At 39.1% G+C, this 22,984-nt stretch carries 24 protein-coding genes and 1 tRNA gene; 13 read left to right on the top strand and 12 right to left on the bottom strand.

The genetic code is table 11. The features are described 5' to 3' along the window. Positions 1–98 precede the first annotated feature (98 nt). The 3 genes from OKW21_RS24525 to OKW21_RS24515 are packed head-to-tail and all read left to right on the top strand — an operon-like array spanning position 99 to position 2,154. On the top strand, positions 99–1,007 hold the full coding sequence (locus OKW21_RS24525; protein WP_277484710.1) for a hypothetical protein: 909 nt from the start codon (positions 99–101) through the stop codon (positions 1,005–1,007). A gap of 16 nt (positions 1,008–1,023) precedes the next feature. Next, on the top strand, positions 1,024–1,455 hold the full coding sequence (locus OKW21_RS24520) for a hypothetical protein (protein WP_277484704.1): 432 nt from the start codon (positions 1,024–1,026) through the stop codon (positions 1,453–1,455). A 54-nt stretch (positions 1,456–1,509) separates the two neighbouring features. Next, positions 1,510–2,154: an alpha/beta hydrolase gene (locus OKW21_RS24515; protein WP_277484698.1), complete on the top strand. Its 645-nt coding sequence runs from the start codon at positions 1,510–1,512 to the stop codon at positions 2,152–2,154. 51 nt (positions 2,155–2,205) lie between these two features. Here the strand turns inward: OKW21_RS24515 and recA are convergent, their stop codons facing one another. Beyond that, on the bottom strand, positions 2,206–3,279 hold the full coding sequence (gene recA / locus OKW21_RS24510; protein WP_277484692.1) for a recombinase RecA: 1,074 nt from the start codon (positions 3,277–3,279) through the stop codon (positions 2,206–2,208). Positions 3,280–3,497: 218 nt separating this feature from the next. Between recA and OKW21_RS24505 the strand changes: the two genes are divergently transcribed. Then, positions 3,498–4,535: an aminopeptidase gene (locus OKW21_RS24505; protein WP_277484691.1), complete on the top strand. Its 1,038-nt coding sequence runs from the start codon at positions 3,498–3,500 to the stop codon at positions 4,533–4,535. 273 nt (positions 4,536–4,808) lie between these two features. Further along, complete coding sequence (locus OKW21_RS24500) at positions 4,809–5,606, top strand: DUF3108 domain-containing protein (RefSeq protein ID WP_277484689.1); 798 nt, start codon at positions 4,809–4,811, stop codon at positions 5,604–5,606. On the opposite strand, the gene OKW21_RS24495 is transcribed toward OKW21_RS24500, so the two are convergent. Further along, complete coding sequence (locus tag OKW21_RS24495) at positions 5,603–6,049, bottom strand: DUF4174 domain-containing protein (protein WP_277484679.1); 447 nt, start codon at positions 6,047–6,049, stop codon at positions 5,603–5,605. The genes OKW21_RS24500 and OKW21_RS24495 overlap by 4 nt on opposite strands. Before the next feature lie 220 nt (positions 6,050–6,269). On the opposite strand from OKW21_RS24495, the gene OKW21_RS24490 reads away from it, so the two are divergent. The 3 genes from OKW21_RS24490 to OKW21_RS24480 all read left to right on the top strand — a co-directional run bounded on the left by OKW21_RS24490 (position 6,270) and on the right by OKW21_RS24480 (position 9,770). After that, positions 6,270–6,758 carry a GAF domain-containing protein gene (locus OKW21_RS24490; protein WP_277484677.1) on the top strand — a complete coding sequence of 163 codons (489 nt, stop codon included), beginning with the start codon at positions 6,270–6,272 and terminating at the stop codon, positions 6,756–6,758. A 143-nt stretch (positions 6,759–6,901) separates the two neighbouring features. Beyond that, a complete protein-coding gene (gene fabG, locus OKW21_RS24485; RefSeq protein WP_277484675.1) occupies positions 6,902–7,648 on the top strand; it encodes a 3-oxoacyl-[acyl-carrier-protein] reductase in 747 nt (248 codons plus the stop codon). 19 nt (positions 7,649–7,667) lie between these two features. Next, the gene (locus OKW21_RS24480; protein WP_277484673.1) at positions 7,668–9,770 is read left to right on the top strand and encodes a hypothetical protein; all 2,103 of its coding nucleotides are present in this window, start codon (positions 7,668–7,670) and stop codon (positions 9,768–9,770) included. 58 nt (positions 9,771–9,828) lie between these two features. Here OKW21_RS24480 and hflX read toward each other — a convergent pair whose 3' ends face one another. Continuing rightward, the gene (hflX, locus tag OKW21_RS24475; protein WP_277484671.1) at positions 9,829–11,073 is read right to left on the bottom strand and encodes a GTPase HflX; all 1,245 of its coding nucleotides are present in this window, start codon (positions 11,071–11,073) and stop codon (positions 9,829–9,831) included. Positions 11,074–11,182: 109 nt separating this feature from the next. Continuing rightward, positions 11,183–11,935, bottom strand: coding sequence for an SH3 domain-containing protein (locus tag OKW21_RS24470; protein ID WP_277484668.1), 753 nt, complete (start codon positions 11,933–11,935; stop codon positions 11,183–11,185). A 64-nt stretch (positions 11,936–11,999) separates the two neighbouring features. On the opposite strand from OKW21_RS24470, the gene OKW21_RS24465 reads away from it, so the two are divergent. From OKW21_RS24465 to OKW21_RS24445, 5 genes are all read left to right on the top strand, one after another. Continuing rightward, positions 12,000–12,072: transfer RNA gene (locus OKW21_RS24465), tRNA-Lys, on the top strand. A gap of 219 nt (positions 12,073–12,291) precedes the next feature. Continuing rightward, on the top strand, positions 12,292–13,455 hold the full coding sequence (locus OKW21_RS24460) for a site-specific integrase (protein ID WP_277484665.1): 1,164 nt from the start codon (positions 12,292–12,294) through the stop codon (positions 13,453–13,455). Between the two features lie 57 nt (positions 13,456–13,512). Then, the gene (locus tag OKW21_RS24455) at positions 13,513–13,698 is read left to right on the top strand and encodes a type II toxin-antitoxin system HicA family toxin (protein WP_277484662.1); all 186 of its coding nucleotides are present in this window, start codon (positions 13,513–13,515) and stop codon (positions 13,696–13,698) included. Further along, positions 13,695–14,090: a helix-turn-helix domain-containing protein gene (locus OKW21_RS24450; RefSeq protein WP_277484660.1), complete on the top strand. Its 396-nt coding sequence runs from the start codon at positions 13,695–13,697 to the stop codon at positions 14,088–14,090. The genes OKW21_RS24455 and OKW21_RS24450 overlap by 4 nt, the downstream gene beginning before the upstream one ends. A gap of 107 nt (positions 14,091–14,197) precedes the next feature. After that, positions 14,198–14,677 carry a hypothetical protein gene (locus tag OKW21_RS24445; RefSeq protein WP_277484658.1) on the top strand — a complete coding sequence of 160 codons (480 nt, stop codon included), beginning with the start codon at positions 14,198–14,200 and terminating at the stop codon, positions 14,675–14,677. Between the two features lie 27 nt (positions 14,678–14,704). Here the strand turns inward: OKW21_RS24445 and OKW21_RS24440 are convergent, their stop codons facing one another. Genes OKW21_RS24440 through OKW21_RS24405 form a run of 8 tightly spaced genes read right to left on the bottom strand, consistent with a single transcriptional unit; the run spans position 14,705 to position 22,696 of the window. Beyond that, positions 14,705–15,208 (bottom strand): hypothetical protein, encoded by a 504-nt coding sequence (locus tag OKW21_RS24440; protein ID WP_277484656.1) that lies wholly within the window; start codon positions 15,206–15,208, stop codon positions 14,705–14,707. Then, positions 15,165–15,482 carry a hypothetical protein gene (locus OKW21_RS24435; protein WP_277484653.1) on the bottom strand — a complete coding sequence of 106 codons (318 nt, stop codon included), beginning with the start codon at positions 15,480–15,482 and terminating at the stop codon, positions 15,165–15,167. Before OKW21_RS24435 ends, OKW21_RS24440 begins: the two co-directional genes overlap by 44 nt. Next, a complete protein-coding gene (locus OKW21_RS24430) occupies positions 15,475–15,810 on the bottom strand; it encodes a hypothetical protein (protein ID WP_277484651.1) in 336 nt (111 codons plus the stop codon). The genes OKW21_RS24435 and OKW21_RS24430 overlap by 8 nt, the downstream gene beginning before the upstream one ends. Further along, entirely contained in the window at positions 15,807–16,502 is a 696-nt protein-coding gene (locus OKW21_RS24425) for a hypothetical protein (protein WP_277484649.1), read from the bottom strand. The genes OKW21_RS24430 and OKW21_RS24425 overlap by 4 nt, the downstream gene beginning before the upstream one ends. A 32-nt stretch (positions 16,503–16,534) precedes the next feature. After that, entirely contained in the window at positions 16,535–20,224 is a 3,690-nt protein-coding gene (locus OKW21_RS24420; protein ID WP_277484647.1) for a LamG domain-containing protein, read from the bottom strand. Further along, positions 20,224–20,919: a hypothetical protein gene (locus OKW21_RS24415; protein ID WP_277484644.1), complete on the bottom strand. Its 696-nt coding sequence runs from the start codon at positions 20,917–20,919 to the stop codon at positions 20,224–20,226. The genes OKW21_RS24420 and OKW21_RS24415 overlap by 1 nt, the downstream gene beginning before the upstream one ends. Then, positions 20,916–21,650, bottom strand: coding sequence for a P-loop NTPase family protein (locus OKW21_RS24410; protein ID WP_277484642.1), 735 nt, complete (start codon positions 21,648–21,650; stop codon positions 20,916–20,918). The genes OKW21_RS24415 and OKW21_RS24410 overlap by 4 nt, the downstream gene beginning before the upstream one ends. Positions 21,651–21,685: 35 nt before the next feature. Next, on the bottom strand, positions 21,686–22,696 hold the full coding sequence (locus tag OKW21_RS24405; RefSeq protein ID WP_277484638.1) for a hypothetical protein: 1,011 nt from the start codon (positions 22,694–22,696) through the stop codon (positions 21,686–21,688). Positions 22,697–22,984: the final 288 nt, after the last annotated feature.

Below are 22,984 nucleotides of genomic sequence, written 5' to 3'. Positions count from 1 at the left end.
ATTTAGAAATAATTCATACGTAATAAATCACTATAATTTGGGTTTGGGTGTATCCGCACACAGCCTACATTTGTCAATCTAAAACTTTGAAGATATTCATGAAAAGACTGCTGCTTTTGTCCTTAGGAATATTCTCGTTTGCTACCTGGTCTTGTGATTCTGATCCCAAGCTAAACGAGCAGGCTTTCCTGGATAGCCTGGATAATGCTTCCAACGAAGCTCCTGTTATTTCTGATGATGTACTGGAGAGTATTCTTCAGCAAATCCCTTCACCTTTAGAGATCTCCGTATTGTTAAAAGAATCAGGAACGAATTACAATAAGAAGTTTTTGAATGAAACCGATAAAATATCCGCCTACAACAGTAATTTCAAAAAGGCACTTAATTTGGGAGTATATGGTACAGATTTGGGATATACCAATATTTACGAACAGAATCAGGATGCAATCTTTTATTTAAACTCGATACGTGACCTGTCTGATGGATTAAGCATAGGCCAGTTTTTTAATTTCGGTACGATCAAAAGATTAGCTACCAATAGTAGAAACCTGGACTCTTTATTGCTGATTACCACTAAGAACTTTAATAGCATTAATTCTTACTTACAAAATCAGCAGCGCTCTAATCTGAGTGTACTATTGTTAACTGGTGGCTGGATTGAGGCGCTACATATCCTATGTCAGGTGTCAGAAAAAAATCCTAATAACCAGGAATTGATTGAGAGAATAGGTGAACAAAAAATTATCCTTGAGAGTATCATGTTGCTGTTGTCTTTCTATAGTGACAACGATCCAAATATCGGTGATCTGACTGAGCAGGTTGCTCAATTACAAGTACAGTTTGAGAACATACAAATTACTCAGACTTATGCTGAGTCTACTTTAGAAGAGGTGAATGGAATAGTTACTATTACTAACAAAAGTACTAGCTCTATTAATATTACTCAGGAAGATGTGAAAAAGATTGCGGCAACTACTGCTCAAATCAGAGATTATATTATTAATTAAAATATTAGTGAGTTATATGAAAACTTTAATATCCCTGTTTGGCATAGTTTCGTTGATACTCATGTTGGATATAGTGGTGCAAGCTCAGTGTGATCCTGCAAAGCATACTGAAGCATGTATTCCTCAACTTGCAGAGGGGTTTAACTTTGTAAAAAGTTACGAAATAAACGGTGAAGGTGGAGCTAAAGAAAAGATTGAGTACTCATACGTATTTGCTAAAGGCACTCAATATTTTATTAGTATCTGTGCGGAAGGTGAAGGCACAGATGGTATTGTGCTGAACTTGTACGATTCCAACCGTAAGCAAGTAGGAACCAGTTATGCCAACGGAAACTTCAATAAGGGGATTATCTATCCTTGTAATGCTACTGGTATTTACTACATTACTTTTACTTTTGAAGGATCTAAAAACCATTGTGGAGGGTCTGTTTTGGGCTTTAAGCGATAAGCACTACCTAATAATATTATTATCTTAGCCTCTTTTACATAAGAGGCTTTTTTTATGTCATCATCTCGGATACGTACGGTTGACTTTAATTTTCAGTCAACATATTGTTCTAATGAAAATACTACTGCTGATCATTTATGGTTTGTACTACATGGCTATGGCCAGCTCGCACATTATTTTATTAAAAAATTCAGCTTTTTAGAAGACAAAGCGTTGGTAGTTGCTCCCCAAGGGCTTTCTCTTTTTTACCTGCAAAGTACAAGCGGTAGAGTTGGAGCATCTTGGATGACTAAGGAAAACCGACATATGGCAATTACTAACTATCTTTCTTATTTAAATCAGGTCTATCATACTGTTTTACATGAAAGAAAATCGCATCCAAGCTCAGTAACATTATTAGGCTTCTCTCAGGGTGTTTCTACGCTGATTCGGTGGATAGTTTCTTCCCAGATTAGCTTTGACAAGCTGATTATGTGTGCAGGCTCATTTCCTGAAGACATTGACTCAGCAGCCTCCAAAAAGATATTTTCAAATAAGCCTTGCTATTACTCATACGGTGACCAGGATCCTTATATTAAAGAAGGAAGTATGGAACAGTTGAATGGTAAATTTCAACGCTATGGATTAGAGGTCAAATTCGTGAAATTTGCTGGTAAGCATGAAGTTCCTCAGTCCTTGATTCAAAAGCTTATAGAATAAAAAAGCCGCTTCCTAGTCAGCGGCTTTGCATAATTTTTAAAATATTTGTTCTCAACTTTCTTTCCCATCAGTACTCAACTCTGCTTCATCAGGCTCCTTGCTTTTTTCTTTCGGCTCTTCCTCTAGGCTAATACCACTGATTGTCGCCCTGATTTTTCTTTCTATTTCGCCCATGAGTTCAGGGTTATCAAGCAGAATATTTTTTACAGCGTCTCTACCCTGACCTAGTTTCTCACTTCCGTAAGAGAACCATGAACCAGATTTTTTTACAATATCCATTTCCACTCCCAAATCAAGTATCTCTCCTACTTTAGAAACGCCCTCCCCGTACATGATATCAAACTCTACAACCTTAAATGGAGGAGCTACCTTGTTTTTTACTACTTTCACACGGGTACGGTTTCCCATTACATTGTCTGCTCCCTCTTTGATCTGACCTATTCTTCGTATATCCAGGCGTACAGAAGCATAAAACTTGAGAGCATTACCACCAGTTGTAGTTTCAGGATTACCGAACATAACCCCAATCTTTTCTCGTAACTGGTTTATGAAGATACAAGAGCACTTAGTCTTGTTGATTGCACCGGTAAGTTTTCGTAAAGCCTGGGACATCAAGCGTGCCTGTAAGCCCATTTTGCTATCTCCCATATCACCTTCCAACTCTCCACGAGGTACTAAGGCTGCTACGGAGTCAATTACAATAATATCTATAGCGCCTGAACGGATAAGGTGTTCAGCAATTTCCAAAGCCTGCTCACCATTATCAGGTTGAGAGATCAACAGGTTTTCTGTATCAATACCTAGCTTCTCAGCGTAAGTTTTATCAAATGCATGCTCAGCATCTACAATGGCAGCGATGCCTCCCTGCTTTTGTGCCTCAGCTATGCAGTGCATAGCCAGTGTGGTTTTTCCTGAGGACTCAGGACCATAAATTTCAGTAACTCTCCCTCTGGGGATCCCCCCGATACCTAAGGCAATATCCAGCCCTAATGAGCCCGTTGAAATGGCGGGAACGTCCACGACACGCTCATCGCTAAGCTTCATCACTGTGCCCTTGCCATAAGTCTTATCTAGTTTGTCTATAGTAAGCTGTAAAGCCTTTAATTTCTCAGATTGATCGCTCATAAAATCTCTACTTTAATATAAAATGAAGGTACTATTTTTAGTGTACTTTTCACAAGTTTACTTTGTTAATTTGGTCAGAACTAACATTTGCAAATATACTTATTTTAAGTATAAAAACAATACTTGGTTAAAGTATTATGTAGGTTTCTTTTTGATCGGATTTTGAACCTAAACATGAGAAATTTACTTATGGTGCCATCTAAATTACGATATCATTTATGTGGAAGAAAATATTTGGTGTAGTAGCCTTTTTACTGTTGATAATGTTGGTGTGGCAATATGAATTGGTCGTATATGGCTTGGGCCAGGCTGAGGGGCAGCTTAAAATTATTTGGAATGCGAGACCGATAGAGGAAGTTTTAAATGATCCTGCGGTAGCAGACTCTTTGAAGCAAAAGATACTGCTTACGCAGGATATTCGTGAGTTTGCGATTGAGTCGCTGGGAGTAAATGATTCGGATAGCTATAAAAGTGTGTTTGACCAAAAAGGAAAGCCTGTATTATGGGTAGTCACCGCCTGTGAACCTTTTTCAATGGAAGATAAAAAATGGGAGTTCCCTATACTTGGAAGCTTCTCCTACAAAGGTTTTTTTGACTACAATAAAGCTTTGAAAGAAAAAGCAAAATGGGAAGCAGAAGGCTATGATACAGGTATACGTACTGTAAGTGCCTGGAGCACTTTGGGTATACTGGATGATCCAATCATGTCGGGTTTACTTTTCAGGTCAGAAGGAGAACTTGCAAATACCATAGTGCATGAACTTACACACGCCACACTATTTGTGAAAAATGACCTGAAATTCAATGAAAACCTGGCTTCATTTGTAGGGGATAAAGGGGCTGAGCTATTTTTAAAGAGTAAGTATGGCGACAAGTCCGAGCCATTTTTGCAGTACGTTAATTACCAATATGATCGTAAACTCTTTGCTGAGCATATGCTTGAAGGAGTACACCGTTTGGATAGCCTTTATCGTTCTTTTTCTCCAAATATGCGCTTGGAAGACAAGCAGGTACTAAAGGAAAGGGAAATACGTTCTATCCTGACCGATGCCAGGGCATTGGGTTTCAGGAGCGAGAGGTATCGTATGCTGGTTTCCAAATTATCGGGGCAGGATGAATTGCCTAATAACACTTTTTTTAAACGTTATGTAAGGTATCAGGCTACGGTATCTTCTCTGGAAGAAGAATTCAAAGAGCAGTTTGAGGGAGATATTAAGGTTTTTCTAGAATATCTGAAGAAAAAATATGGTGCGTAAAAAAAGCCGGAATAGATTCCGGCCCTTAATGACATGTTCAATTTTAACTAAAACGTCAATGAGAAGTTGGGTTAATGTTGTATTAGCCCATAGCCAACAAGTATGCCATATGCGTTAATAATGATTCAGCTAAGTTTTACGTTATTCATTATGTTCGTTACCGTGCAGTAGATGTACATGAACGTACATGGTAAATTTTTTGTAAAACATATGAATATAGACCTTACGTAAATAGAAAATGATGGCGTGTTTATTGTTTATGTAAAAGTGCGTATGAAAAGATTTGTTTCCTTAATACTACCATGTGTTATATTTATTTTAACCTCATCTTCAGGGCAGGACCATTATCGGTATGTAGATAACAGTAGTTTTGGAGCAGGTGAGGTACTTAAGTTCAGGGTACACTGGAAATTTATTAATGCAGCTGAAGCTGTCATGCAGATCAGTGATAAGCATTATATGGTGAATGGCAGACCTTGTTACAAAATAGACGTACATGGTACTACCACGGGGGTGGTAGACTGGATGGTAAAAGTACGGGACAATTGGGGCGTTTACGTTGATACCGCATCTATACTGCCTCAGAAAGCCTACCTCCATATTGAAGAAAATAAATACCGAAAAAACGAGATTATTAATTTCAATCATGCCAGAGATGTGGCTACAGTCCTTCGCCTTGATAAAGAAACCCGTAAACTAAAAGAAAAGGAAGAATTTAAGGTGCCGGATAATATATTGGATATCGTAGGGGGATATTATTTCCTTCGTACCATAGATTACGATAAATACAACGAAGGGGATGTCATCAAGTTAAATGGTTTCTTTGATGATGAAGTCTATGATCTGGAAGTCAAATTTCTAGGCAGAGAAGAGCTTAAAACAAAGCTGGGTACTTTTAAATCTATTGTGATCGCACCTATTATTCCTAAAAATGATTTCTTTAATGGTAAAGAACCGGTAAAAGCGTGGATATCTGATGATTTGAATAAAGTGCCTCTTAAGGTAAAAGCCGAATTGGCAGTTGGAGCTCTGGAAATTGATATCAAAGAAATGAATAATTTGCGTAACTAATAATTTCCATCTTGGCGCATTTCTCTTCTTCTCATAGGCATGGCATCAATCACTGCAAAGAGTTTATCCGTACTCAGGACTTCATCTTGTTTTAACTTTTGTGTTCCGTCTTTGCCAATAAGTATGACAGAAAAAGCGTTTTCCACTATTTGAAACTGTTCTCTTAATCGTTCAGCTTCTTTTTCATTATACGTTTTTCCTTTAGGAGATTCTACGATATTATCTTTGATATAAAAAACTACTAAATCACGATCTTTCATACCTGCGCTCTCAGTATTAAATACTTCTAACTGCTGTTGGTACTTATCTCCATGATTTGAAGAAAAAAGTAATATAATCCTGTTTTTCCAGTGATATGGTCCGGGAATCTGGATGCCCTGAGATAGTGCAGGTTTGGACATGCTGATTAAGATGATGATTAAATAAATATTTATTATCTTCATTTGCCATATTTATTTTTTAAAACCTGCAAAACGAAGGCTTGTTTTAAAGACCTTTTTGAGATTTTTTCATAGAATCAATGTTTTTTGATTTTTTTAATAAAAAATTGCAAATAAACATTATTTTCACTACTTTGTTAAAGAGATTTCGTTTTTACATAAAAAGTTACATATACATATGTGCTTGTATATATAATATGTCTTATCATTAATGTTATAAAAGATGGTTATTTTAGAAAATGTAACTACTCCCACACACCAGACCAAGCAGCAAAAATACAAAATGTTGCTTCAACAAATTCGTGACATCGTCTCTAATGAAGATGACCTTACAGCTAATCTTGGAAACATCGTCGCCGTAATCCACCATACCATGGGCTTTGACTGGACAGGCTTCTATTTGGTGAAAAATGATGAGCTTGTACTCGGTCCATTCCAGGGACCTGCTGCAGTTTCCCGGATAGCGCTGGGAGAAGGAGTGTGTGGTACAGCGCTTTCCAAAGAATGTACGATCATCGTTGACGATGTGGAGCAGTTTGCCGGCTACGTTCCTTGTTCAGAGCTTGATAAATCTGAGATTGCACTTCCTGCCTTTCATAAAGGAGAAGTAGCTTTGATCTTTAATATCAATAGCCATAAAATGAAAAACTTTGATGATACTGATAAGCGTTATATGGAAGAACTAATGCACCTGCTGGAAGAAATTCTCTGATAGTTATATTTCATGTTATTACACGCTAAGCCATCTTTTTGATGGCTTTTTTTATTGCTATTACTTCCTGTACCTTTAAATTGAATGTGATTAGCTAAAGAATTAATTAAGTTTGCAAAAACGCATCATATAATAAAATGGCTATGAAACTGTTATCAGGAAAAAATGCACTTATTACCGGTGCTTCAAAAGGTATTGGAAAAGCAGTAGCACTAAGGTTTGCTGAAGAAGGAGCAAATATAGCATTTACGTACCTCTCTAGTATAGAGCAGGGAGAAGCGCTAGAAAATGAACTGAAAGGGCTGGGCGTAAATGCTAAAGGTTATCGTTCAGATGCTTCAGACTTTGCTGCCGCTGAAGAATTAATTAATAATGTAGTCGCTGATTTTGGATCACTGGATGTTCTGGTCAATAATGCCGGTATTACCCAGGATAACCTGTTGATGAGGATGAATGAAGAAATGTGGGATAAAGTGATCAACGTAAACCTGAAGTCTGTATTCAATACAGTGAAGGCAGCTACACGTACTTTTATGAAACAAAAGAGCGGTTCTATCATCAATATGACATCGGTAGTAGGTATTAAAGGTAATGCGGGACAGGCCAACTACGCAGCTTCCAAAGCAGGTATCATTGGCTTTACCAAATCAGTAGCCCTGGAATTAGGCTCAAGAAATATCCGTTCTAATGCTATCGCACCAGGATTTATAGAAACAGAAATGACAGCAAAGTTAGACGAGAAAACAGTACAAAGCTGGAGAGATGCCATTCCCCTTAAGCGAGGAGGAACTCCTGAAGATGTAGCGGACTGTGCAGTTTTTCTGGCTTCAGACAGATCTGCCTATATGACGGGACAGGTGCTGCAAGTTGATGGCGGCATGCTCACCTAGTAGAACAATAATATTCATTATGCAACAAGTACAGCTTCTCTTTGATAACTCTCCCTGGCTTATCATCCCCAGTATGCTGGTGGGTGCGGCATATGCGGCGCTGTTATACCTCAAGAATAAAGGCTTTCGTCATCAGTCATGGGATAAGCAAATTAATTATCTGTTGACCGGATTACGCTTTGTATTAGTAAGTTTATTGTGCTTGTTGCTGGTTGGTCCATTTATTAAGCAGATCAAAAATACACTGGAAGAACCCATTGTAGTATTTGCGGTTGATAACTCGAGCTCCATTTCCGCAGTGCAGGATAGTAGTGCTCTGCAGACATTTAAGCAAAGTCTGGAAAGCGTTTCAGCCGATTTGATGGATAATGATTATACCCTGGAGTATCGGACTTTTGAGGGATCGCAAAATCTAGATTCACTTAATTTTAGACATAACAGCAGTGATCTGAGCGAACTGCTAAGCAGTATATCCTCTGAGTATGAAGGGCGTAACCTGGCCTCTGTGGTACTCTTTTCTGATGGTATCTACAATGAAGGAGTGTCGCCAACCTATCGCCCCTACAGTTTTCGTATCAATACGGTGGGTTTGGGAGATACGATTCCAAAGCAGGATATTAATGTCAGAAATCTCTTTTATAACAAAATCGCTTATCAGGGGAATAAATTTCCACTGGTAGCAGAAATAGTCAACACCGGCTTTGAGGGAGAAACAGTTAATGTGAGTGTAAAAAACAGAGGCAATGTGATAAGCAGTCAAACACTCAGCTTTGATCAGGCCAGAGATGTTAGCTCAATTGAGTTTTTGCTGGATGCATCACAAGAAGGTATGCAGCGTTATGAGGTAGAAGTACAATCACTAGATGGTGAGTTTACAACGCAGAATAATACCAGCCAGGCATATGTAGAAGTTATTGAAGGAAAAGAAAATATTTTATTATTAGCTCAGGCACCACATCCAGATATCAAAGCTTTGAAACTGGCGATTGAAGACAATAAAAATTACGAACTGCGCAGCGTGATTTTGAGTGTAGATGAAGTTAGTGAACGTGAGTTGGCTGACATCAAATATGACCTGGTCATTTTTCATCAGCTGCCCGGCAGGAATCTGGATAATGCTTTAGTAAGAAAATACATCAACGAAGCCAGTGCCAGCTGGTTCATTGTCGGCAATCAGACCGATCTTTTTTCATTAAGTGAAAATAATACGATCCTGAATATTGCCAGTGTGAATAATGATGTTGATGAGGTAAAGGCAGTGTACAACAACGGTTTTACCGGTTTCCAGATTGAAGGTGAAACCCAGGCAATTATTGAAGAGTTTTTACCACTTTCAGTGCCCTTTGGAAGGGTAGAATTGAAAAATAATGCTAACGTGCTTCTGTATCAGAAAGTAGGTTCGGTGGAGACTAGTAAACCTTTATTGGTAGTAGGAGAAGTAGACGAACGTAAGTCAGCAGTGATGTTAGCGGAAGGCTTGTGGCAGTGGCGTTTGCAAGAGTATGCCAAATACGAAAATACGCAGGCCTTTGATGCACTTGTTAGTAAGCTAAGCCAGTACTTATCTGCTAAAGAAGACAAAAGAAGGTTTAGAGTATATCCAGAGCAGGATGTTTTTGACGATACAGAAGCCGTAGTGTTTGAGACTGAAATTTATAATGAAATTTATGAAGAGATTTATGGATTTAATATCGCTCTGACGCTTACTGATGAGTCTGGAGAAACACGCAAATACAGTTACATCACCAACGAAAGTAATACGCAGTACAGAATCAGTAATCTGCCCGAAGGTATATACCAATACAGAGCGACTGCTCAGATTGATGGTGAACAGATGGTAAGCAATGGAGAGTTTACTGTCAGAAGTCTGCAAATAGAAACGCTGAACCTGACCGCAAACCATCAACTGCTAAGGGATATTTCTGCTAATTCTGGAGGAGTATTTTTCAAGCAGGAGAGTTTGGAAAATATGGCTTCGCAGCTACAGAGCCAGGAAGCCAGAGGTAAAATTTATACCAGCGAAGCTTTTCTACCTATCATCAATTTAAAATGGCTGTTTTTTGTGCTTTTACTGCTGATCAGCACAGAATGGGCTATCCGGAAGTATATGGGAAGTTACTAAGCAAAAAAAGACTATCTTTTAAGGATAGCCTTTATGGTCTTTTTAGTCAATAACTTTCTTAGTAGTACATTCCATTTTGTACATAGTTGGGATAAATCGTGAAGTACTTATCCGCTACCTTGTCATAAATAGATTTTCTTAGCTTATCAATATTAAGCCTGTCAACCGCGGAGATAAAAATCGCATCTTCATTTCCATTTCCCATATAAGTAGCTTCTAGCTGCTCCAGGGTTAAAGGAGGATGGTAATCAATCTCTACATCTTCAGTGACCAGACCATTTTCAGCAAGATCATGTCCATTGTCATCAGCTAAGTCAGCTTCTTTCATCAGCTTATCTACCTTATTAAAGACCAGCAGTGCAGGCTTGTCACTTACTCCTATTTCAGTTAAGGTGTTCTTCACCACACTAATCTGCTCCTCAAAAGAAGGGTGGAAAGCATCTACTACGTGCAGCAGTACATCTGCCTCACGGATCTCATCCAGTGTAGATTTAAAGCATTCTATCAGTGCGTGAGGAAGTTTCCGGATAAACCCAACCGTATCAGTTAGCAGAAAAGGAATTCTTCCGATCACTACCTTTCGCACTGTAGAATCCACAGTAGCAAAAAGTTTGTTCTCAGCGAATACATCTGATTTAGAAAGCAGCCGCATCAGCGTGGATTTGCCTACATTGGTATAACCCACCAGCGCCACCCGTACCACCTGTTGGCGTGCTTTGCGGCGAGTAGCGTTTTGCTTATCAATTTTTTCAAGTTTCTTGTTAAAAAGTGCAATCTTATCCCGTACGATACGACGGTCGGTCTCCAGTTCTTTTTCACCCGGTCCTCTCATCCCTATACCTCCTTTTTGTTTGGAAAGGTGCGTCCACATTTTGGTGAGGCGAGGAAGTAAATATTGGTACTGAGCCAGTTCTACCTGTGCTTTAGCCTGGGCAGTTTTAGCCCTGATAGAAAATATATTAAGAATCAATAAACTCCTGTCCAGAATTTTACACTTCAGCTTATTTTCAAGGTTACGCACTTGCGAAGGAGAAAGGTCATCATCAAAAATGACCATGTCTATTTCATTGGCCTGTACATAGGTTTTGATTTCATCCAGTTTACCTTTACCTACAAAATAGGTAACGTCAGGCTTGTCAAGCTTTTGTGTAAATTTCTTTTTTGTAATAGCACCTGAAGTCTCTGCCAAAAACGCCAGTTCGTCCAGGTACTCTTCTACCTTATACTCAGGCTGTGATTGATTGATTAATGCCACCAACACAGCCTTTTCTTTCTTTTTGGCAGTTGAGAAAGTTTCTATCATTCAGTTATAATTAGTGAATAATGTGTATGATCTATATATAGAAAAGTAATAAAAAAAATAAAGTTCAAAAAACAGATAAGGTAATAAAAAAACTGCTCCAGAATCCTTACTACTGCTTAAGCAGACGAAGGTTATCTTCTCTGACAAAAGCAGTTTCACCATTCCATTCAATTTTAGTCCATACATCTTCCTGTCCTGCCACTTTTACCTTATGTCCTTTTTCGCTTACTCTAAGCACCTCTGCTCCGGCTGAAGGCCCTGTCATGATGTAGGTATTGCTATCCGTAATGATGGCATGCTCAGGTGCCAGAGGAAAGTTTGAAAGGTAAAATAAGAGTGCTAACAATAACACATAGGTAATGCCAAAACCATATGGCTTTTCCTTAATTTTATTTCTTCTAAAGACAAAGTAAGCCAGTCCTACTAGCGCCAATGCCAGGATAACATAAATAAAAACATACTGATTTTTTTTGAAAAAAGTCTGAATCAGATCAAAGTCCGTAAATTCATAACCTCTTAAGTTATGCTCTGAAGAAAGTTTACTAATCTTTGCAACCGCCGCATCATCAGATGTCATCAGGTAATATTCACTTAGATAATAGAGTGCCTCACTGTACTCATTCAAACCTTCCTGAATGAAAGCCATTTTGAGCAACATAGCAGGAGAAGCCATATTTGCTTCAGTATAGAGTTGCTCGTAGAGCTTAAATGATTCTGTATATTGCTGATCAGCAAAAAGAGAGTCTGCCTGTGCGAGGCTATTTTCAGCTGATTGCGCATAACTATTCGCTCCCCAAAGTACGCTGATAAAGAGCAGTTCAAAAAGGAGGATAATTTTTCTGAATTGGTTTTGGATTTTCATATATGCCTCTTACCTTTGCAACGCAATTACGGAGAAACGCTCCAAAAAATCAAAATTCTAATAAGAATCCGTAGCTCAGCTGGTAGAGCAACGCCCTTTTAAGGCGTGGGTCCTGGGTTCGAATCCCAGCGGGTTCACTTTTCTTAATGAAAATTAGCTTTAAAGCCTGAAAATGCCAATTCTCAGGCTTTTTTGTTGTTATAGGTTACCGGAAATTGATCTACCATTCCATCTACCTTTTTACGATTTGATCTACCGGTAAATATACTCAGGTGAAATCGGGCTTTTTCCTGTGTTTACCTTAGGTGTGTTAATCATTACATTTCTTCGTTCTCCTTGATGAAAGACTATATAAAATGAGACTCTGCTTTTGGCTTGCAGGAAGCAAGCTAAACGGTAGCGGCCTGGCACCGATATACGCCAAAATTACCGTTCAAGGTAAAAAACCTGTAAACCTCTCTACCGGAATATTTATCAAGCCTGACAGTTGGCAGGCAGGAGGCAATGGGTTTGTAAAAGGAAATGATAAACTGGCAGCTTCGTATAATGAAAAGCTAGTGAATATCAGAGCCGAGATTCAGGGTATTTATAACGATCTGGAAAGGAGGGGACAGGCGATAAATGCCAAAATCATCAAAGACATTTATACCGGTGCTATTTTGAGTACAGTCAGTCTTAAAATAGCAATGTTTCGCTACATTGACGAGCGAAAAAAAGAACAGCTTTCCCAGGGTACCATCAAGACAATGGAAATCCGTTGTAAAAATGTGATCAAGTATCTCAATTGGATCAATGATCGTGACAGGCAACTTGTGGAAATTAATGTTCCTTTCCTATCCAATCTGGAAAATTATCTCAGGGTAGAGGTTAGGCACTCTCAAAGCCATGTGAACAAGATTGTCAGGTTTGTAAAGACTGTACTGCATTTTGCTGTGCGAAAAGAGTGGATAGAATATAACCCACTTAGCTCTTATCGTTGCCAAAAGTTGAATCATAAAAAGAAGGTTTATCTTTCCGCTTATGAGTTAGACCTTATCAAAAATCATAAGTTTGCGAGTTGGAGACTTCAAAAAATAGCTCATCTATTTCTATTTCAGTGTTATACTGGTTTTGCCTATACCGAACTTATGAATTTCAATCAAACATGGATAAGACCAGGTGTCGACGGCAAATTGTGGATATTTGCAAGTCGTCAAAAGGTGGAGGAAAGCTCATGTAGGATACCTTTTTTCAAAGCTACTCAAGAGGTATTAGTGAAATTAGGTGGTCAAATTGAGAGAATATCAAATGGAAAGTATAATGCATATCTGAAAGAAATAGCGGTTATCTGTGGAATTGAGAAGAATTTGACTTCTCATGTGGCCAGAAAAACCTTTGGCAATTTGCTTCTTGATAAAAACGTAAGCCTGGAGGTGGTGAGTAGTATGTATGGTCATAGTAGTACGAAAACCACATTATCATATTACGTTGATATTTCTGAAAAGAGGATTGCCAATGAGACCTCAAATATTGATCTATAAAAAATATCAGAAAAAAAGGTAAATTATTATTTACCTTTTTTTGTTAAATTTACGTGAATGAAGTGTTCAGAATTATTTAGAATTCTTAAGAAAGACGGATGGTACCCTATATCTCAGAAAGGCTCTCATGTAAAAATGAAGCACCCTACAAAAGAGGGTATTATCATTTTTCCTAATCATGGAAGCCAGGAGATGGGTAAAGGATTAGAAAAGAAAATCTTAAAAGACGCCGGATTAAAATGAAAAAACTAAGAAAAAAAATACCGATAGTAGTAGAAAAGACCAATACGGGATTTTCTGCATATGCTAAGGACTATCCTATTTATACCACTGGAAAGTCAGTGGCTGATTTGTTAGGCAACACGGTTGAGGCTGTGAACTTTTACTTTGAGGAAGAAGGGTATATTGCTGATGCTTCAAACATACAGTTTGAAATAGACTGGCAGCACTTTTTTCAGGAGTACAAAATCATCAATGCGAATCTGCTTGCCCAACGTATTGGCGTAAATGCCTCATTGCTTTCTCAGTATGCTAAAGGCAAAAAAACGCCTTCTCCCAAGCAACAAAGGAAGATATTAGATGGGATTCATCAGATCGGGCAGGAACTGGCGGAAATGAATCTCATTCTAAGATGAAGATTGAAGTAGAAGAGATACCTTCAAACTTCTTCAAAAGGGTAGGTTAATTTTTAATGTTACAGCTCATAGAATAGAAAATAAAACCAAAAACCCCAACCCTGTTATTGGGAATATCAATTGCATTCATTTTAATGTCTTTGATGCTATTTTTAAGTCCTTACTTTGATGCCATAGTGGGAATAAGTGGATCATTCATATTTTTGATGGGAGCGGGTTTTTTATGGGGAATTGATTATGCATTCTCAACAATTACATTTGAACATGATAAATTGAAATTAAGAGGTTACTTCTCCATGAGAAGATTAGACATTACTTACTCAGATGTTGAAGGGTTTATGTTGGAGGAAAGCTCAGATCAATTATCTGGTTACCATTTTAGGGTATGTTTAATTTTGAAAAGTGGTAAAAAGATAGGTCTTGCTAAAATGGCCTATTCAAATTATGAAACACTGGTAGCCCTTATTGAATCAAAGTTTGAACTTCTTGAAATAAAGAGGCATCTATTTGCTAAATGGATGCCAATTATATGGTTTCTTTCGGGTGTGTTAGCACTTTTGGTAGCAATGATGAAAATATTAAAATAATTTAATTACAAGCTTCAACAAGCATACCTATCGTGTAAGTATCACAACACCAGCAGGCACCAATGTAAAAATCCCCCAGGTGATCCAGAACCACCTTCTTTCCTGTTTATTTCTGAAAATATAGCGAGTCCGATACCTGATCTTCTCTTCCTGAGCTCCAACTTCATCCAGATATTCGTCATACTTCACCTTGTAGTCTTGGAGAGACTCTTCGGTACGAATCAATTCTATTTGATTATTTAACAGCTTGTTTTGTAGAAGATCCGCTTTTTGGTAAAGCTGATCTAACTGGGCTATCTGGAACCTTAATTTAGCAAACAAGCTATCATTTTGCTGCTGCAGGGCTGCAAATCTACTTTTGAACTTATCATATTTGTCCAGATCCTTTAATAGGAAATGATAAGTGGCTCTGTCAATCAGGATATCACTTTTCTTGATCTGTCCGGAGAGGTATGGAGGAATCGCTACTCTTTCAATGATCAGGCTATCACTGTCTTGAGCGATAGCGTTTTGACAAGTCACTACGCTCAAGATACTGCATGATAACAGACAAACTATCCATGGCCCGTTCATAGCTGTGAATAAGATGCTTTTGATGATGCAAGAGAGAATCCCGCTGGATAATTGTAGTTTGAAGTTTACCATTGGCACTAACTAAAGATGAGATAAGTGAATCCTGCTCCTGGACATGCATTTCAATGCGTCTGATCTGTATCTGTTGCTCTTCCTGTTTTTTTAGCGCTAGTGTGATCGTTACCCACACGATAGCGATCACGATTATTCCTAAAATCAATCCCTTATTCATTTTTGCTGTGATTATTCCTTACCGAAAATCCTAAGTCTGCAATCAACTGTCTTAATAGATGAGTGTCATTATTTCTCATAGCCATGTTGATATCTTTTAGTCTTTCATCCACTTGTTTTGCATACTGTTGGACAGAGACTTCTACCTTTACCTGATCTTTGTAGCAATCCTGTATTGCCTGGTTTTTGGTTTCTAGCTTTTGCATGTACCACCAAATCAAGCCACCAAGCACCACCAACAAAAAGCAAAGGAAAAACACCAGAAACCCCTGCTCCTTGCTGGTTTCCATCAGGGCGTTAGTGGCTTCTATCACCTGAAGTATGATCATATCTGAATGGCTTCACTTTCTAAATCCTGTAGTTTTACTGTGAGCTGGGCATATCGCTCAGTACCTACATTATCCCGTACATAGATGGTGTAATCTCCGGCAGTAAGGTTCTCAAATACATCATTAGACTGATAGCTATTATCATCCAGCTTGTATTCATATGGCCCCACTCCATTGATAACAGTCACTGAAATAGTGCCATCACGGTTAGCAACCAGCTGCTGTTGTCCTTCAATTTCCTGATATGATTGGGTTTCATTGGTAATTTCAGTGCTGAATTGTACCGGCTGCACAAATTCACCTACCATATTGAAGGGCCTATAACCTTTATGTGGATGTTGATTATTGCCTGCTAATTCAGGTAGCCTGGCACATAAACCATTCAGGCTTTGAAAAGCAGCAAAATAGCCATAGCTGACAGTTGAGGGAAGAACTGTATGGTAAAAGGTAGAGACATTAGGCTCATCGTAAGCATCAGCATAGCTTTTTAGCACTTCTCCATTACTCAGCCTGATGAGGGCATAAGAATAGCTTACCTTGATTCTTTTATTGAAGGGTATGGGGTAACCTTTAATCTTGTAGCGGTTTAGCAATCCATCGGCATCCAGGTACTCAATGCGCCAATCCGTTTCATCATCCACAAAATCTGCAAATACATTGACATCCAGGTCATTAATCTTATAAGTAATCATAGCTCATTATCTTAATTTTAAAGTGAATTTTTCTATCCAGGAATAGTAGCCCATTGTAATCTACTTTCCTCCATATAAGCACGTTTGCCACTGATCAAATCCATTGGCACACCGGACTTTTGCATGCATGGGGCATGCAGACTAAGCTTGTTGACTAAGTGTATAGGAGGATTAATCGCATTGTAGCCTAATGCCCTGAGTTCATTGATCTCTGCGGTTGTCAGCACGTGACCATTGTACACTTGCAGATTGCGTACAAAAGCGGGTGCGGGATTTTCATTGCCATCGGCACTACCAAAAAAGCCAATGTAGCTGATAGCTCCAGCTAAGAATACATTGTCAGCACTTGACACCTGATACCCATGCCTGTTGATCTTACCTTCTACATTTTGCTCAATAGTCAATGCTATATGTGTCCAGTTGCCTACACGTGCATCACCTACATCAATGCTTGTTCTTTCCGCATTATTGTTGCCATCTCCGGTATGTGTCCAAACAAAATATAGCGGCTCGCTTGGTTTTTGGTATTTGACCGTAACATAGCCTCCACCTGCCAATCCAGCAAAGAAGAGGTTATTAGCACCTGTACTACCGTTATAGCCTGTTGCATAGTACCAGAACGATACTGAAAACTTTGTCTCATCTACATCGGTATTCCAGCTAATTCTGGCTGTACGGCTACCAAAAACGGTTGGATAAGGGCTATACTTCGTGTCCAACTCACCTGATTGTAATCGGTCAATGGGGATGATAGGAGATTCATCGTTGGGCGTATAGTTTTCCAGCACACAACTACGGGCATTACCAATGTCTTTTACATTGTACCACCAGACCATAATAGAAGTAATGGTATAGCTGTCAGCTCCATTATCATTAGATATAAATAGCCTGCCCTGACCTCCCCCTTCATAGGTTAGTTCATAGGTATGCGAACCCACACTATTGATGTATTTCTTGTTAGAGGTACTGCCAAGTGCTAAACCGATTCCATTACCACCGCTAGGTCTGGCAATTGCCGATACATTGACCGTAATCATTATTTTTTTACCATAATGACTTACACCATCGCCAATGCCATTCACTGCTACCGAACTGTTACGGCCTCCCCCTGCTCCGGTAAATTGTAAAGTATCACCAGTTATGTACCATCCTTCACCCGTTGCCCAGCTATGACCAGTGGTAAAGTTGCTATTGGCATCACTGAGGGTATGTACATTGTTGTAATCTCCATATAGGACAGTATGCGCTTTGTTCAATCCCTGAAATAGCCCATTGTTATAGGCTTCCAGGATTTCTTTATCACTTTTGGTAAAAGTGCTTCTGTTGGCATAGAAAGCCACCAAACGGCAATCTATTTGCGTATTAGCAGGAAAGGTATTATTGCTACTACTCCATGCGGTAAAAAGGTACTGACGACTAATGTATTTAGGGAAAAAATCACTGTAAATGGAGTTGTAGTTATTGGTCACTACATTATTGCCAACATATCGGCCTTGATGATAGAATTTAAAACTATTGGAATTTGCCACACTTCCGCACCTGATTCCGAAATGATTCCATCCTTTTTGAATACTGATCACATCAGAACGCATACGGATTAGACCAGGGCCATATTTATTCTCAAACTTTAGTCGGTTGCCATTCTCAATGTAAAAGTGCGTCTGGCTGCTATTATGTTGTGAGGTAAACAGGTATCGCTCCGCTCCGGAAGGCACACTATCTAAGTACAGAAAGAAGTGCATTTCTCCACTCCAGGATTCAGTCAACGAATCAAGCAATATCCTTTGCGCTTTGCTTGTAGCCTGTATTTGCAGGGATTTGTTGGTAAAGGGAGGTTGTAACTCTCTATCAATGATTTGTCCGGTTCCTCCGGTATAGCTCAAAGGCCAAGTAGGCTGACTACCAATTCTGTTTTGCACACCTTCAAAGTCCGTAAAGGCATAATCCATAAAAGCACTATCCAGCTCTTTGCCTGATTGTAGTTCAGCTACTTCCTTTACCGATAAGGATTTATTATACCATACGTTGCGAAACAAAGCATAAGCAGAAATTGAATATCTTGATTCGTTGACTTGGTAATAGCCATTTGTAGCTGATATAGGAGGAACATTAGAAAATACCCTGACTGCATTACCATGATAACAAGTCAGCTCTCTGCTATCTACATCATAGGTAAGGATGATTTTATGTACCTGATTTAAAGTGATAGTGCCAGTTAAAAAGTCATCTTGTACCACATTATTTAAATGCTGTAATAATAATTTTTGAGCATATTGGTTACCTCTAATCCTGAATTGTAGCACTGTATCAAAGCCAAACCTAAAAGAGTAATTGTCATTGGGATAAGAGTTTTGTGTAGTTGGAGTAAACTCAATCATCGTACTCCAAGAGTTACCTACCAGGGGCGTATTGTTGATATGCGTACCTGTCCATTCGCTACCATTGCTGGCAAAGTGAACGCCATAGTTTGCTACGGGCAATTTGCTGTAAAAATCCTTCCAGGCAGTTTGCGCTGCACCTGTATGCTCACTGTCAGCAAAGCCTTGCAGATAGGCATGGTATGGAGTCAATGCCTTAGTGTTTTTCAGTGTGTCATGGAAAAGGTCGCTAGAAGAACCTGCTCCCTGATCTGTCTGCCTGTAACGTATTTCAAAGCTTCCAGCGACTTCAAAATCAAAACTTACGTTTTGAGTTAAATTGCCATTATTAATGTTGCCAAAGCCATTACTTGCAGCAATCAAAATATTATCCTGATATACCTCAAAAACACCTGTTGCTCTAGCTGTTCTGATATTTGCTATATACCTGTATTTGCTTAGTCCATTGGTAGGAGTATAAATTCTTTTGCTAGTAGTGGCACTATTACCGATTGTAATATAGGTCGCCAACAAATTTACACTTGCACCATTGCTTTTTGTCCACTCTCCACTACCATCATTATTGCTACCATAATTAATGTAAATATTGCTCAGTGGCTTCGCATAATTATACTGCTCTACCACATCTACCAGCACATCACCTTCGCTGTGTGTGCATGGGTAGTGCGCCACTACTGCGGAATGAAGCGAACGGGGAACAATGCCACCTTTGCTATGCATTTGGGATGCTTCATTGATTGTGACTGCTCTGTTACAAAAAACCAGATGATTAATTAATCCAGGAAATACAGGAGATACTCCATTAGAGTTTACAAGTGCCCCAATATATAACCTAGAATCATATCGGTGTGCTGTTACATCTAATCCCTGAACTCCTGAAACACTTGCGACTGGATATGGTATAGTATTCACTATAAAATCTAAGGTTGTCGTATTTCCAGGCGAATCACGAAAGCCATTGTTAAGCTTTCTTACAACGATATGATACAATGCATTGGGGCGTAGAATATAATCGCTGCGACTAACTCTATACGCTCCGCTATCCAGTTTTTGAAAGAAACAACCAATACGGTAGAGATTCTCAGTATCATGTTTTTGTATATAACAATCTACTGAACCATCTACCGATGCATTAGAAATGGAAAATATTCTATTAGCAGTCGCTTGGTCGGTAAACTGAAGAAAAAAAGATACGCTATAAACGGTATCTACATCAATAGCATTAATCACATTCGGATTCACACCAGCATCGGCATACTGATCTATCCCATCAAAGGACACCATTGAATCCACATTTACCCTATCCTGTCTGGCTTGCTTACTTTTTGAGACTACCAGCATCATTACACACTCGTTTTTTCGTACTGCATCAATACAATTGCCTCACCTGTTTCCCCAACTGAATAGCTAACAATAATCTCCAATATCCAAAGGGTATCATCGGCCACTACATTGGTATTAATCCAGCTTTGCAGGGCATTAATATCGGCCAATACACTACTGCTACCACCGTTGAGCCTTGCCTGAAAAGAGTAGCTTGCTAAGTTGACAGGGAGATTGATTTGTATATTCTCAATCAACCCTTTGAACATCAGTGGAGGGCTAACCGTGTCCAGGTCGGAATCAAACAATACCAGCAAGTCAGAACCACCACCGCCGGAAATAGGCACCCATTCTCCATTGTCATTGTCCCACTTGTAAAAAGCATCTTCGTCTTCCACAGTTGCAATACTTCCCGGAGCAGGATTGGGATGAGCAGTTTGTAAGTCTAGTAAAGAAAGATGATCTCCTATGTCTCTTCCCGGATTAGCAGCAATCCAGTAGTTGCTATTGGTGGGAGCAATACCCGGATTGTAGTCAGTAACCACCTGATTGCGCTGGTAGAACTTACCCTGAAAGATGACTATAGCTCCACAGGGGTAGTTCACAGTAGCTTGATAGGCAAACTCTACATAATGAGAATCCAGCACAAAGAAATGATTGCCGTTCTGCCAGTTCTTAGGCTTGAGTTTGCTTAGGACTTCAGTAAATAGGCTCATACTAGTTCTTGAGTAGGTTTGTTTTCTTTTTCCTGCTGGGGCTGGATGATTTTCTTAGTAGCAATAGAGTAAGGGATGAAGGTCTCTCCATAACGGTTTTTGGTAGCCTGTACATAGTTATGCTCAAAGCCAGTATCAGACTTGACAGCTTCCAGGTTAATGCCTGCATCATATAAAGGAGCTGTTCCTCCCCGGATCGTGCCTTGGGTAGTACGCTGGAAGATCACCACCCAAATCGTATCGGGAAAGTCTTTTCTCAGCTTATCAAATTCACTGGAATCGGTATCCAGCTTGTTCCAGGAGTCAATGATCACGACATCAAAGTTTTTGGCATACTTACGGATGGTTTGTATCCCTTCACTGGCTTCTCCTGTCAGTTGTACTTTTGTTCTGTTGGGTTTAGAAATGTAGCTATTGATCATCTTGCGTACGACATCAGATTTATCTCCCATTTCTAAAGAAAACACCCCTACATCAAAACCTGAGCCTGCAAAGGCATTTGCCAGTTGATAGGTGAATCTGGTCTTACCTGCTCCCTGGTCACCTTCTATGGTGAGTGCCAGCATATACTTTTCAAGATCACCCAAGAGCTTCCCAATGTCTCCTTTGAGTTTAAAGGTATTCTCCGATTTCTTGAGCTGGTCCACAGATTGAAAGCCTGGTAAAACAGCAGCTTTGCTTTTGGTGGTTGGAGCAACCTTTTTAGCAACCACAGGAGTTTGAATGAGCATTTTCTTTCTGGGCTTAGCTTTTACTGATCTTGTACTTACTTTTTTTTTACAGCGCTGGCTTTCCTCGCTTTAGGCTGAGCAGGTCTGGAGGGAAGAATATTATATTTTTTGAGTACATCCTGTAGTCCAGCCAATTCGGTTTGCGTGGCATCCAGCACGGTGTGATTACTTGTATGATTCTTCAGCTTTTTGGTGATACTGTTGATGACAGAATAGTAGTCATCATCTTTTTTGATCTTGCCCTGCTTGATCGCTTTCTCAATGGCTTCCAGTAAACGCTTCATGGAAGCAACCTTATCAGTGTTGATCAAGCCAATGTAGCGGTTGACCAGCCTCACCGAATCTCTTACCCTTTCATCATCAGAGAGATCTACTGCTTTTTTAAGTAGTGTTGCAGGAAGGTTAAATTTCTCCTGAGATTTGCTCATGCCATTGTGGAAGTTGACCAGCATTCGCTGCATATCCATGATAAAATCAGCATGAGGACTGTTCTTCCGAATCTCTTTATTGAGAATGGCTCTTTGCAAAGCTTTTACAAAGGCGGCAATCTGAGTTTTGGTGGCTACTTTCTCATGTAGGGATTTAGCACGTTTAGCAAAGCGGACCTCAGCACTGATTTTATTGACTGCCTTTGCATTCTCTTTTCTCCCAGTCTCTTTCTGGCTTGTTTTTGCCCTTTTGGCAGCTGTAGCTTTACTCTTTGAGGCAGGCTTTTTTGTGGTAGATTTTCTGGGAGTTGACTTCTTTTTGGCCGGATTGCTTCTTTTCTTTGCAGCTGAGCTAGTTTTTTTAGCGGTACTGCTGCTTTTGCTGGTAGTAGATTTTTTCTCTTTACCGCTGTTCTGCTTGGGCTTACTCTTAGCTTTCTCCATCCAATCTGAAACATTTTCCAGATATAAATCTATGGCTTCTTTAACCTCCGGCACTTCCTCATAGAACTGTATGGACTCCTTATAGAAGTTATGAGCTTCTTTTAGTTCAGAAGGCATTTTGTTAACTACATTAGCATTAAAGAGATTATTGTAGTCACTTTTGCTTATTTTCATACTATAGTTGCTTGTAAAATATAGCTTATCAGTTCATTTTAATTTAGAAGGCTATTTACAAAAGCACTAGTTGTCAAAATGGAGATGAGTAGTTTTGGAATAACTTTAAAGAGAATAATAATACTATTCTCAAAAATACTCGCTAGCAGAAATTTAATTGTGTAATTGGTCATATTTGAAATCACACTAACATGTACTTCTGGAACATGATCAAAAAAAATATCAGAAAGAATCTTAAATAGCTACATGAAATAAACTATTATAGTCTTTTGTAAAAATGTATTAATA

This window comes from Catalinimonas alkaloidigena (assembly GCF_029504655.1).
GTDB classification, from domain to species: domain Bacteria; phylum Bacteroidota; class Bacteroidia; order Cytophagales; family Cyclobacteriaceae; genus Catalinimonas; species Catalinimonas alkaloidigena.
This window is presented reverse-complemented; position numbering and strand designations above follow the sequence as displayed.